Raw genomic sequence first — 12,957 nt, 5'->3', positions numbered from 1 at the left:
CATTTCAATTGGCTCACGTCCCTAATATGGAATAAATCTCTATTCTCCATATTTATTCATATTCCCTTGTGCCAACGAAGAAAATATCCAACAAAATTTTGGGTAGACCTAAGTAGTTACTTTTTGTGGAAATAAGACCCTGTAGTTCCGCTATTACCCTCGCAACCCTACTTTTTGCCGCTAAGAAGAGGCTGATTTATCAGGGCGGCGAAGCCGTTTTTCTTATGGAGCTGCCGGAGTGGGATGGGGTTAACTGGGAACACATATTTATCTTAAGGGAGACTAATGAGCCATGAGCAGCATGAATGTGAAGGCAGTGCCTGCCGAATATTTTAGGCCAGTTTCAGTTAATGAAGGGCTTCAAGGTACGATTCAAGAGGTTACCTATAAGGTAAGCAACTATATTCATTTGACTCGACAGCTTGTAACAGATCGGATCATCGATAGCCGTGAAGCAGGAAGAGAAACCGTTGCGGGAGATGCCATATGGAAGAAGTGCAACGTCTACTTGCCTGCCGCTTATGACCCAAACGACAATTCTGTCAGATACAATGTATTGTATTTGCTTCATGGCGTAGGCGGAGATCATTCTGAGTGGTTAAGCAGCAACGGTAAAGCTGACGGACAATTCATCATTTGCAATCTATTTGACAATCTCATAGCAAACGGTGATATCGATCCGTTGATCGTCGTATTTCCCAACGGAAGAAGCGCGTATGACTGGACAGACACTTCCTTCAAACCTGAAGGAACCAATATGCTAGGTTTCTATTACTTTGATTATGAGCTGAGATACGATCTGATTCCATTTATAGAATCGCATTACAAAACCGCAGCAGATATAACAGAAACCTCACAAGAGGGCATCCTATTTAATCGCACGCGCAGAGCGATCGCGGGGCTCTCTATGGGGGGAATGCAAGCCCTGAATCTGATCCTCGGCGGTTGCCGGCATGATTCGACGCGAATCACCCGCACGGAGAGTCCTTGGAACAATGGGTTGGATAAGACTGTACTCGCACCAGGTATGGTAGATTTGTTCGCTTATGTAGGGGCTTTTTCAAACGCTCCTACGTCGAGTGAAGGCAAAACCCTTGGAGTCAGTCTTGCGTCTTGCGTCCATAATCTTCATTTGCTATATACCACCTGCGGCGATGCGGACGGAGTAGCCATTGGCAGCTATATAAAATCGATAGATGGGCTTATACGCCAAGCGGGGGATCAACTTAATCATTACTATCAAATTCTGATTAAAGATGGCTTTCATGATTTCCATGTTTGGAATAACGGTGCGTACAATTTTAGTCGATTGATATTCAGAAATTGTGATGATCATGTAAGGTCCCATGTTGTGATGAAAACACTGTAATGAGTATTGCCGCTGCGAGCTCTTGTCTACTTGTATTAACAACCGAGCGAGCTAGGGTTAGTTTCCATATTTTTAAACATTGAGTTAAAAATAGGGGCAATATTCTTTAATTTGTTAAATGTCATGTATGCGCTTACGTACTATAATTTACTTAGGGAGGAGGTCATTTACAAAGGGTAATACTCAAGTAGTATGTAGGTACGTTGTGACAAATAAAAAAATTTTAGGAGGTAGACTATGTTAAAGTTTAAAAAGAAGTTCTTGACGTTAGTTCTTGCAGCGACAGTAGGTTGTACCAGCATGTTTGCAACAACCGCAATTGCAGCGACAGACTACTGGCAAAATTGGACCGATGGCGGTGGAACTGTAAACGCTGTTAATGGATCTGGTGGTAATTACAGCGTCAACTGGACAAATTCGGGAAATTTCGTTGTCGGTAAAGGCTGGAATATCGGATCAGCAACTAGGACAATAAACTACAATGCTGGCGTCTGGGCACCGTCCGGCAATGGGTATTTGACACTCTATGGGTGGACGAGAAACTCACTCATCGAATATTACGTCGTTGATAGCTGGGGAACATATAGACCTACTGGAACGTATAAAGGCACTGTGACCAGTGATGGGGGCACTTATGACATATATACGGCTACGCGAACCAACGCACCTTCCATTGACGGCACACAAACTTTCACCCAGTACTGGAGTGTCCGACAGTCGAAGAGAGCGACCGGTAGCAACGTTGCTATCACGTTCAGTAACCACGTTAACGCATGGCAGAGTAAAGGAATGAATCTGGGGAGTAGTTGGACGTACCAGGTATTAGCGACAGAGGGCTATCAAAGTAGTGGGAGCTCTAACGTAACGGTGTGGTAACAGCTCACCTGCAAGCAGGGCAACTGACGGGCGCCTGACCGTTTCTAGAAGATTGAGAAAGTCCTTTAATCATTGATATGGCTAAGGTCTGCCGGTCTCACAGCCGGCGGCCTTATCTATGTCAAATCTACATATCTGAAACCATATGTATTATGGAGGGAACCGATCCCTTTTTCCTCAGTTTAAAGGAGATAATCTATGATAAAGCTATTAATTTTCTTTTTAATGGTGGTTGTTGTCAGCGCTTGTTCGCAAGAAAAACCTGAAAAGAATGATAACTTTGTACTAGTCAAAGGCGGGACTTTTATGAACACAAAGTCCAACTACTATGGAAAAAGCGTGAAAATATCGAACTTTTATATCGGTAAATATGAGTTAACTCAAAAAGAGTGGATTGAGGTAATGGGAAGTAATCCCTCCGAATTCAAAGGCGACAATTTGCCGGTAGAAATGGTGAGCTGGTACGACGTTGTTGACTACTGTATTAAAAGAAGTATAAAAGAGGGCTTAAAACCGTACTACAATATAGATAAGAATAAAATAGACCCGAATAATAAGAGTGATAACGATAATATAAAATGGACAGTAACGATCAATGCTGAAGCTAATGGTTACCGATTGCCGACAGAAGCGGAGTGGGAATATGCTGCAGGTGGAGGTCAAATGAGCAAGAGTTACACTTACAGCGGAAGCAATAAGGCAGATGAAGTAGCATGGTATTGGAAAAACGCTGGAGATAAATACTTATCGGGTGATTGGAACTGGCCTGCGATAGAAAATAACCATAATAAAACAAAATCTATCGGTGACAAGAAACCCAACGAGTTAGGACTTTACGATATGTCAGGCAATGTAAGGGAATGGAGCTGGAACTGGTACGGAGACTTGGATAGCAATAGCGGGTCTTACCGGGTTGCGAAGGGCGGCGGTTGGATTGGCGACGTCAGCAACAGCCAGTTATCTTTTCGAGGCAAGTTTGAGGCGAATGGCTTTGGCCCCGATCAGGGTTTTCGTGTGTGTCGCGGCGAGTAATCGGGAACGAGGCATAATGACCAGAGACGTAACAAACAAACACACTATAAAGCAGGAGGAGCGCAAGTATGCACAAATTACCGAAACCTCATCACCCGCTGGTTACCCATATCTTCACTGCCGATCCTTCGGCACACGTATTTGAGGGGAAAATTTTCATCTACCCGTCACACGATCTCGATCATGACGGCACTGATAATGACAACGGGGACCAATATGCAATGGAAGATTATCATGTTCTATCCATGGATGGCTTCGAGTCCCCCGTTATCGACCATGGCCAAGTCCTTCATCTCAAAGATATTCCCTGGGCTTCCAAACAACTCTGGGCTCCTGATGCTGCTTTTAAGGCTGGAACCTATTTCTTGTACTTTCCTGCTCGGGATCATGATGGGATTTTTCGAATCGGTGTGGCGACAAGCACTTCGCCGGCCGGTCCTTTTCTTCCTCAACCGTCTTATATCAAGGAAAGCTTCAGTATCGACCCAGCCGTGCTTGTTGATGACGATAATCGGGCTTACATTTATTTCGGCGGTCTTTGGGGCGGCCAATTGGAAAAATGGCAGACCAGTACTTTCGAGCCGGAAGCGGTGGGGCCGGCGGCGGAGGCTCCTGCGATAGGTCCTCGGGTCGCTCTGCTGAGCGCGGACATGCTGTCATTTCAAACCGCTCCTCTAGAAATTTCGATTGTTGACGCAAACGGCAGCCCGATTCTCGCTGGAGACGAGAATAGGCGCTATTTTGAAGGACCGTGGGTACACAAATATAACGGCTGGTACTACTTGTCCTACTCCACGGGCACCACCCATAAATTAGTATATGCCATCAGTCGGAATCCGTTGGGACCGTATACCTTCAAGGGCACGATCTTACCTCCGGTTATCGGCTGGACCACTCATCACTCCATAGTCCAGTTCAAGGACAAATGGTACTTATTTTACCATGACAGTTCTTTGTCCGAAGGCGTTAACCACAAGCGTTGCGTCAAATATACGGAGTTATCCTATAACGAAGATGGTACGATTCGGATGATCTATCCTGATTAACGGAGAAAATGGTATTCTATGACTCTGCCGAAACAGGGGGCACCTATTTTGTCGGACGACAAGAATTTGACGACGCGAGAACTTGCCCTTTCGTAGGGGAAGAAGAGCGGCAGCTGCGCTGTACTGTTAAGATGGAAGCCAGAGTGAGCTTGGCGGGGTAGTTCAATTGTTTACAACTTATTCAATTATGATTTTGGTGTAATTAACAGCGCTTTCACAGCAATGGGTTTTGAGAACTTAGTATTCGATGCACCTTGGGTTCACTAGAGTCAAATGGTAGCAGGCAACTATTATGAACCGTTAGGTGATTTACACAAACAATATGGCCTAGATATATTAAAAGCGAGATTCCATAAAATCCTTGAACAATGACAAATATCTGTCAATCCAGGATTGGAGCACCGCTAACGGTCAGAAAATCGCCGAGACTAAGCAAATGAGGGTAATTTCTTACTGCCTAACTTGTACGTACCAATATGAATATTTTAGATGAAACAAATAAATTTCTTGAAGTTGTATGTACAAGTACAATAATTTGGTGTAAAATTAATGACATAGACAGGACTGGCATCGATGATATGCTTTGGAAGTTGAAATAGTCGATAACGAAATGAAATATGGCCCTTCCCTTTTTACATGGGGCAGGGCCTATGCAATTGTATAGATGAGTGGAGGAATAGTCAATGGGCTATGACATTAAAAATGCTATTTTAAACGGAAAAACATCTCTGGGTATTGAGTTTGGTTCGACAAGAATTAAGGCTGTTCTAATCGGGGAAGACTACTCTCCAATTGCATCCGGCAGTTTTGAATGGGAGAACAGCTATGTTGACCACATTTGGACATACAGCTTAGAGGACATTTGGAATGGACTACAAGATTGTTATCAGAAGATGGCTTCTGAAGTGAAGTCTCGCTATGGAGTTCCTTTACAAACCATTGGAGCAATTGGGTTTAGCGGCATGATGCATGGATATATGGTATTTAATGAGGTTGGTGAGCAATTAGTTCCGTTCCGTACTTGGCGAAATAATATTACAGAACAAGCATCGAGTGTTCTAACAGAAGTATTCAACTATCACATCCCGCAACGTTGGAGCATCGCTCATCTCTATCAAGCCATTCTCAATCAGGAAGATCACATTAACCAAATTAATTTCCAAACCACATTGGCCGGGTACATTCACTGGAAACTCACTGGACAAAAAGTACTCGGCATAGGCGAAGCTTCTGGCGTATTTCCAATTGACTTAGTTACCAAAAAATTTAGTGCCCATATGATTGGGAAATTCAATCAGTTAATTAAGGATAGAGAACTATCGTGGAAACTTGAGAACATTTTGCCCGAAGTGTTAGTGGCAGGAGACAATGGCGGTGTTCTCACAGAGGAAGGTGCAAGACTTCTAGATAGTAGCGGAGAGTTAAAGGCAGGAATTCCGATCTGTCCACCTGAGGGAGATGCCGGGACGGGGATGGTTGCAACGAATAGTATTGCTGAGCGAACAGGGAATGTATCTGCCGGCACTTCCGTTTTTGCCATGGTTGTATTGGAAAAGGAACTCTCTAAAGTGTACGCTGAGATCGATCTTGTTACCACACCTACTGGTAGTCTGGTTGCTATGGCGCATTCTAATAACTGTACATCTGATCTCAATGCATGGGTAGGATTATTTGATGAATTTGCAAAAGCATTAGGACAACATATAGATAAAAATCAATTATACAACACGCTATATAATTTAGCGCTGCAAGGCGATCCAGACGGTGGTGGCTTGTTAGCTTATGGCTATCTTTCTGGCGAGCATATCACGCATTTTGAAGAAGGACGTCCATTATTTGTGCGTTCATCGAATAGTAATTTCAACTTAGCGAACTTTATGCGAACCCATCTGTTTACCTCATTGGGAGCACTTAAAATTGGAATGGACATTCTATTGCAACAAGAAAATGCGAAGTTGGAGAAAATCCTGGGTCATGGCGGTTTCTTCAAGACGGAAGGTGTCGGGCAGAAAATTATGGCAGCTGCCTTGAATGTTCCTGTCTCCGTCATGGAATCAGCAGGTGAAGGAGGGGCCTGGGGAATTGCGCTGCTTGCTTCTTTCATGATTGAGAAAGAGGAGAACGAGACTTTAGATGATTATTTGACTACAAAGATATTTGCAGAGAAAGTCGGTAAGACCCTATTACCTGAGCAAAAGGACGTTAATGGTTTTAATGTATTTATGCAAAGGTACAAACAAGGGTTGGCAATAGAAAGGGCCGCTGTAGAGTATTTATAAGGGCGGGGAAGAGCGGAAGCAGCGGGAGCCGCTTGTACGGTTTGGGGATGGAAAGTTAGTTTATAACGATAGTGAAGGAGCTTGCCTCACGGTAGCTCCTTTTTTTGTTCATTCAAGTAAGACGGGCAGATTATATCTAATGAACTGCAGGATGCTTAAAGACGAGAAAATGGCTGCTTTTGAGACGTAATGAACTGGATTGGTGTTACCCGGTACTTTATTGGCTGAATGGTTATCAATTGGTTGCATTAGCGCATCTGGCATTCATTAGATTTTCAGCATGAGCAATTTTGGCCGAATAAAGGGTATTGAGTTCGTAAGGGGGCTTGCGAAGGTGCAGGGCCTTGAAAACCTAGGTGCAGGCTAAGTTTCCCTTGATATATGAAAATTATTATGTATTCCAGTGAACGCGGAGTTACTCCAGCTGCCTCGTGCGGAGGGAGGGAACTACAGTACGCTATAATTCTGAAAACAGCCATTTTCGACGCCAGAGGGAACTACGATCCGCTATTTCACCTTTTCCTGGTTGGAATCAGCAGGTTCCGCGTACATAGCGGATCTCAGTTCCCTTTCAGGCTACGTTTACCCCAGTTCCCGCCATTTAGCGGATCATAGTTCCTTTTCACACGACGATCTCTGTCATTTCAAAGCCCAAAGGGAATAGGATCCGCTAGATTGCTGAAAACCGTTATGAAGATGCTCATCTCTCAGGGCGGCGACGCCGGTTTTCTTATCAATTTGGAGATAATTGGAATAAATACAGCTTCCTCGTAGAGAACGTTTGGCTCTGCGAAAATCTGTGATTCACCGTGATCGTTGGAGTTAGCGATTTTAATAAGAATATAGAAAAATTTGTATGTATAAGTTAAAATTACACTTGTAAATTGCTCACTTCGAAATACATGAGCACAGCCGTTGTTCTTTTATTAGATATGGAGGAATATTTGATGAATGGTGAAATGAGAAGTGCGATTCAGAAGGGTAGAACCTCGTTAGGTATCGAGTTCGGTTCTACGAGAATTAAAGCCGTATTAATTGATGAAAGCTATAATCCAATTGCTTCGAGCAGTTATGATTGGGAAAATAACTACCTAGATCATATTTGGACCTATAGCCTAGAAGATGTCTGGAAGGGTCTGCAGGCATGTTATCAAAACTTGGCAAATGAGGTAAGCAGCACTTTTGGCGTACCGTTACAAACAATTGGAGCAATAGGGTTCAGTGGAATGATGCATGGATATATGGCTTTTGATCAGAAAGGTGAGCAGTTGGTACCGTTTCGTACATGGAGAAACAACATAACTGAACAAGCTTCGCACGTTCTAACAGAAGCATTTAACTATCACATTCCGCAGCGGTGGAGTATTGCTCATCTTTATCAGGCTATGCTTAATCAGGAAACTCATGTTCCCCAGATTGCTTTCATTACTACACTAGCAGGATATATTCATTGGAAACTTACTGGACGAAAAGTATTAGGCATTGGTGAAGCTTCTGGTGTATTTCCAATAGACTTAGCTACTAAAAAATTTAATACTGACATGATCAGAAAATTTAATGATCTAACTACGGCATATAAGCAATCTTGGAAACTAGAGAACATTTTGCCTGAAGTGCTAGTCGCAGGAGAGAATGGAGGTGTTCTCACTGAGGAAGGCGCAAGACTGTTAGATGTTCGCGGAGATTTAATGGCGGGTATACCCGTATGTCCTCCCGAGGGAGATGCAGGTACCGGTATGGTTGCAACCAATAGCATCGCTGAACGAACAGGAAATGTATCTGCGGGCACTTCTGTTTTTGCGATGGTCGTACTCGAGAAAGAACTCTCGAAAGTGTACTCTGAAATCGATCTTGTTACCACACCAACGGGAAGTTTGGTTGCTATGGCACATTCCAACAATTGTACTTCCGATCTCAATGCGTGGTTAGGTGTATTCGATGAATTTGCGAAGGTACTAGGACAACAGATAGATAAAAGCCAATTGTACAGTACGCTATATAACTTGGCGCTGCAAGGTGAGCCAGATTGTGGTGGCTTACTGGCTTATGGCTATCTTTCGGGTGAGCACATCACACATTTTGAAGAAGGACGTCCATTATTTGTGCGCTCATCTGGTAGTAATTTCAACTTAGCAAACTTTATGCGAACTCATTTATATACTTCTTTAGGAGCGCTGAAAATCGGCATGGATATCCTATTAAAACAAGAAAGTGCAAAGTTGGAGAAAATCTTAGGTCATGGAGGATTTTTCAAGACGGAAGGTGTCGGGCAGAAGATGATGGCAGCTGCATTGAATGTTCCTGTTGCCGTGATGGAGTCAGCAGGTGAGGGGGGAGCTTGGGGAATTGCACTGCTCGCTTCTTACATGATTTCCAAAGAGAAACAAGAGTCTTTAGATGATTACTTGAGCAAAAAAGTATTTGCGGAAAAAGCAGGCAGGACATTACAACCTGAACAGAAGGATGTAGCTGGATTTAAAATCTTTATGGAGAGATACAAAAAAGGCTTGATGATTGAAAAGGCTGCTGTGGAGAGTATATAAGAGTTATTCTGAAGTAATTCACTTAGTCAGATAACCAGATAAGGAGGCATTGCTAATGGCAGTGCCTCTTTATCATAATGGGGCTGCATAAGCGTCATACAATCAGGTGATAGAAGTTGGAATTCGAATTTCCACAGTCGTACTTGTACCATACTCGCTTCTTACAATTACCCAGTACTCATTCCCGTATAATAGTTTAATCCTCTCGTTAATATTTAAGATACCAAAACTACTGCCGTTCTTGCTTTCCAGTTTATTGGTTAATAGCTCATTCAGCTTTTTTTCTGTTATACCAATTTCGCAAGAGCCTGAACGACATTTCTTGTTTCTTGAATCATTTGCTTTGGTGCCATCCAATTGATCAGATCTAGCGTATTATAAAGAAAATGGGAATTTATTTGTGCTTGAAGCGCCTTTCCGATAGGAACTCTTGAAAAGGAACGATCATGACCATGTACCAGTTGGTCTCCGGAATAAGCTTACTTTGGATGTAGACTTTCTCACCGTTCTGGTGCAAATATATTCACATGTTCATTATTAAATAGAAACTCGGGGGGGACATATAATTTAACACCACCGGATGTTTAAAAAAGTAAGGGGTTATCCACCTTCGTCTGCACAACGGGAGATTGAGCGGATTCAAGGGTAACATCCAAGCATCCGCGGTACGCATGAAGAGCGAACCTTAGAGCCAGCTTTCCTTTGGATTTTTAAAACGGCCGCTCTCGTAAAGTCCTTGTCAAAATGGAATGAAAAGAGTTAAAATAATAATTTATTATACGAATGGACACGGATGAAAGTGGTGAAATGAGATGCACTCCATGACGGCTAATGTTCTCCAGAGGATTAGGAGAGCAAAGTTCCCGCTGTCGAAAGCCGATTTAGCTGAAGCAACGGGCTTATCTTTGTCAGCCATCTCTGTACATGTGGATCGGTTACTTGAAGAAAAGTTAATCGAGATATCAAGAATTGGGGTTTCATCAGGTGGAAGGAAACCTAGGCAGTATGCATTAAATAAACATATAGGATTAATTCTGTCTATTGAATTAGGCACTACTTTTGTTCGCCTTGCCTTTACAAACTTTAATTGCGAAATCATTTGTGTAACAACCTGCGAAATTCAAATCGGGGATGGCCCCATTCCTATTTTGACGCATATCCGTAAACTTGTTGATCAAATGATTATAGAAAATAACTTTGATCGTACTTCTGTCAAAGGTATTGGCATTGGCATACCAGGGCCTGTTGATTTCTCGAGGGGTGTTCCCATTTCACCCCCGTTAATGCCCGGTTGGGATTGTTATCCGATCAGGGAGTTTTGGTCGAAATATTTCGATTGCCCTTGCTTTGTTGATAATGATGTGAATATTATGGCACTAGGGGAACATGCTAAGGGATTACAGTTCGCATACAGCAATATCATCTATGTGAATGTAGACAGCGGGATTGGTTCAGGGATTATTTATAATGGAGTGCTGTATAGAGGATCCACAGGAAGTGCAGGGGATATCGGCCATTATGATATCGGGGCGGATGTCGTGTGCTGGTGTGGAAATAGAGGGTGTCTAGAAGCTTCCGCAGGGGGAAAAGCCATCCTTTCAAAAGGAAAAGAGCGTGCGCGTTCCAATAACAGCCATTTTTTACTGCAGAGGCTGGGTAGTCGCGGCGAATTGACACTTGATGATATAGGGACTGGGGTCCTGCAACTGGATCCAGTATCTGTAGAACTGATCCGCGAAAGTGGAAATTTGATCGGAAGAGTGATTGCTTCAATCGTTAATTTCGCTAATCCTGACCTTATCATTATTGGAGGAAAGGTTGCGGAGTTTGGAGACATTTTTCTGGCTGCTATACGCCAAAGTGTTTATCAGAGGTCATTACCACTCGCTACGAGAAATTTAATCATAAATAAATCGAGTCTTGGCGAAATGGCGAGTCTTATTGGCGGCGCCTTTATGGCTATTGATCAACTTATCATTCAATCGACTGACGATGAACTGAAAGGCATTCTTTAACGAAAATATGAATAAACACACACTTTTTACTCTGGGAGAAGGTGTGTGTTTATTTTTTTAACATTTTCGAGTGAACGCGGAGTTACTCCAGCTGCCTCGCGCGGAGGGAGGGAACTACGGTGTGCTATTGTAGCCAAAAGTGTCATTATCGGGAGGGAACTACAGTACGCTATTCTAGCCAAAAGTGACATTATCGGGAGGTTGAGGGAACTACAGTACGTTATTTTGCTGTTTTATGGGAATTTTGATGCTTCTTGTGGAAATAAGACCCTGTAGTTCCGCTATTACCCACAAATCCCTGATTTTCGCCTAATTAGCGTCCTCTAGTTCCCTCCCCTCTGTTCCTAGCTAAGAAGAGGCTGATTTATCAGGGCGGTGACGCCGTTTTTCTTTATCGCTACTTTTAACGTTGACCGTTAAAAGTATAACTGATATAGTCAAAAGTATGGAGGGATGTTATGAAAAAAATAAAAACCGCAATTATTGGAGCTGGTTTTATAGGGAAAGCCCATCTTGAAGCAATAAGAAGATTGGGATTTGTTGATATCGTGGCTATAGGACAAAGTAGTCAGCTTCACGCAGATGAGTATGCAAGCTCTCTTAAGATTCCGAAGGCATACGGAAATTACATGGATCTGTTGCGTGACGATGAGATTGAGGTTGTGCACAACTGTACGCCAAACCACCTTCATTTTGAAATAAATAAACAAGCGTTACTGCACGGGAAACATCTACTTTCGGAGAAACCTTTAACTCTTACAAGCGAAGAAGCTAAGGAACTTTATGAATTAGCCCAAGTAAAGGGGCTAATTACGGGGATTAATTATAACTACAGGCAGTTTCCTATGGTTCAACAACTGAAAAATATGGTCCAAGACAATGATCTTGGTGAAATCCGAATTATTCGAGGGAGTTACTTACAGGACTGGCTTCTTTACAATACAGACTACAATTGGCGCATGGAACCTCAATACGGAGGCGAGACACGAGCGATAAGTGATATAGGTTCCCACCTTTTTGATCTCGTACAATATGTGACGGATCTTAGAATCGTAGAAGTTCTAGCTGATATTTCGGTTGTTCATCCTAAACGTTATAAGCCAAGTAAAAGCGGTGCATCCTTTGAGGTGAACTCAGATGTTAGTGTGAATCTGGTAGATATTAATACCGAAGATTATTGTTCGGTTATGGTGAAGTTTAGTAATGGAGCTCGGGGGGTACTTACCGTTTCTCAAGTATCTGCGGGCAAGAAAAATGCCCTTGAGATAAACTTGGATGGGTTAATTTCTTCTGGAACCTGGAAGCAAGAGGAGCCATTCCGCCTGCAGATGGGCTATAGGGATAAACCGAGTGAAACCATACTTAGAGATCCAAGTTTACTCAAAAAGAAAGCGTTACCATTCTTACATTACCCAAGCGGTCATGAAGAAGGTTGGACAGACAGTCTTAAAAATATGATGCATAACTTTTATGAGGCGGTCGTAAATAATGATGCAATTTCTCACTCTGTCGCCACATTCAAAGAAGGGTATCAAATTATGCTTATCAACGATGCTATTGTGAGAAGTGTAAAAACTGGCACATGGGAGCATGTCAAATCTATCTAAGAAGTACATAATAACCAAAAAAACCATCGCACAATGGCGTCATTGCGAGATGGTTTTTTGGTTGTCTCCGTTGATATCAGAATGATCAACATTAGATGTCGGATTTATCAATTGTCCGGATAACTCTTTTTTTCTATGCTAATAAGAAGAGCCGAGCACGATCGGCTGTCTTCAAATTGGCAGTATTGAA

Annotated in this window: 9 protein-coding genes; 8 read left to right on the top strand and 1 reads right to left on the bottom strand. The window is 42.7% G+C overall.

Features of this window, described 5'->3' with window-relative positions; translation table 11 throughout:
• The first annotated feature begins 292 nt into the window (after positions 1 to 292).
• From IEY34_RS21245 to IEY34_RS21220, 6 genes are all read left to right on the top strand, one after another.
• The gene (locus IEY34_RS21245; protein ID WP_189014915.1) at positions 293 to 1,369 is read left to right on the top strand and encodes an alpha/beta hydrolase; all 1,077 of its coding nucleotides are present in this window, start codon (positions 293 to 295) and stop codon (positions 1,367 to 1,369) included.
• A 237-nt stretch (positions 1,370 to 1,606) separates the two neighbouring features.
• Positions 1,607 to 2,245 (top strand): endo-1,4-beta-xylanase XynA, encoded by a 639-nt coding sequence (gene xynA, locus IEY34_RS21240; RefSeq protein WP_189014913.1) that lies wholly within the window; start codon positions 1,607 to 1,609, stop codon positions 2,243 to 2,245.
• A 198-nt stretch (positions 2,246 to 2,443) separates the two neighbouring features.
• Positions 2,444 to 3,277: a formylglycine-generating enzyme family protein gene (locus tag IEY34_RS21235; RefSeq protein WP_189014911.1), complete on the top strand. Its 834-nt coding sequence runs from the start codon at positions 2,444 to 2,446 to the stop codon at positions 3,275 to 3,277.
• A 68-nt stretch (positions 3,278 to 3,345) separates the two neighbouring features.
• Positions 3,346 to 4,323 (top strand): glycoside hydrolase family 43 protein, encoded by a 978-nt coding sequence (locus tag IEY34_RS21230; RefSeq protein ID WP_189014902.1) that lies wholly within the window; start codon positions 3,346 to 3,348, stop codon positions 4,321 to 4,323.
• Between the two features lie 683 nt (positions 4,324 to 5,006).
• A complete protein-coding gene (locus IEY34_RS21225; RefSeq protein WP_189014900.1) occupies positions 5,007 to 6,602 on the top strand; it encodes a xylulokinase in 1,596 nt (531 codons plus the stop codon).
• 947 nt (positions 6,603 to 7,549) lie between these two features.
• Positions 7,550 to 9,145: a xylulokinase gene (locus tag IEY34_RS21220; RefSeq protein ID WP_189014898.1), complete on the top strand. Its 1,596-nt coding sequence runs from the start codon at positions 7,550 to 7,552 to the stop codon at positions 9,143 to 9,145.
• Positions 9,146 to 9,432: 287 nt separating this feature from the next.
• On the opposite strand, the gene IEY34_RS37880 is transcribed toward IEY34_RS21220, so the two are convergent.
• Positions 9,433 to 9,507, bottom strand: a complete 75-nt coding sequence (locus tag IEY34_RS37880; RefSeq protein WP_229757760.1) for a hypothetical protein — start codon at positions 9,505 to 9,507, stop codon at positions 9,433 to 9,435.
• A 459-nt stretch (positions 9,508 to 9,966) separates the two neighbouring features.
• Here IEY34_RS37880 and IEY34_RS21210 point away from each other — a divergent pair, with 459 nt between their 5' ends.
• The gene (locus IEY34_RS21210) at positions 9,967 to 11,160 is read left to right on the top strand and encodes an ROK family transcriptional regulator (RefSeq protein ID WP_189014896.1); all 1,194 of its coding nucleotides are present in this window, start codon (positions 9,967 to 9,969) and stop codon (positions 11,158 to 11,160) included.
• A 458-nt stretch (positions 11,161 to 11,618) separates the two neighbouring features.
• Positions 11,619 to 12,767: a Gfo/Idh/MocA family protein gene (locus IEY34_RS21205; protein WP_189014894.1), complete on the top strand. Its 1,149-nt coding sequence runs from the start codon at positions 11,619 to 11,621 to the stop codon at positions 12,765 to 12,767.
• Positions 12,768 to 12,957: the final 190 nt, after the last annotated feature.

The sequence above is a fragment of the Paenibacillus marchantiophytorum genome (genome assembly GCF_014640555.1).
In the GTDB taxonomy this organism is placed as follows: Bacteria; Bacillota; Bacilli; order Paenibacillales; family NBRC-103111; genus Paenibacillus_E; species Paenibacillus_E marchantiophytorum.
Note: the sequence above shows the minus strand (reverse complement) of the source record. Positions and strands in the feature narration are given on the sequence as shown.

Bases quoted from the DNA above. Each gene is read 5' to 3' on its own strand.
- IEY34_RS21245 (WP_189014915.1), top strand. From the start codon at position 293: ATGAGCAGCATGAATGTGAAGGCAGTGCCTGCCGAATATTTTAGGCCA.
- xynA (WP_189014913.1), top strand. From the start codon at position 1,607: ATGTTAAAGTTTAAAAAGAAGTTCTTGACGTTAGTTCTTGCAGCGACA.
- IEY34_RS21235 (WP_189014911.1), top strand. From the start codon at position 2,444: ATGATAAAGCTATTAATTTTCTTTTTAATGGTGGTTGTTGTCAGCGCT.
- IEY34_RS21230 (WP_189014902.1), top strand. From the start codon at position 3,346: ATGCACAAATTACCGAAACCTCATCACCCGCTGGTTACCCATATCTTC.
- IEY34_RS21225 (WP_189014900.1), top strand. From the start codon at position 5,007: ATGGGCTATGACATTAAAAATGCTATTTTAAACGGAAAAACATCTCTG.
- IEY34_RS21220 (WP_189014898.1), top strand. From the start codon at position 7,550: ATGAATGGTGAAATGAGAAGTGCGATTCAGAAGGGTAGAACCTCGTTA.
- IEY34_RS21210 (WP_189014896.1), top strand. From the start codon at position 9,967: ATGACGGCTAATGTTCTCCAGAGGATTAGGAGAGCAAAGTTCCCGCTG.
- IEY34_RS21205 (WP_189014894.1), top strand. From the start codon at position 11,619: ATGAAAAAAATAAAAACCGCAATTATTGGAGCTGGTTTTATAGGGAAA.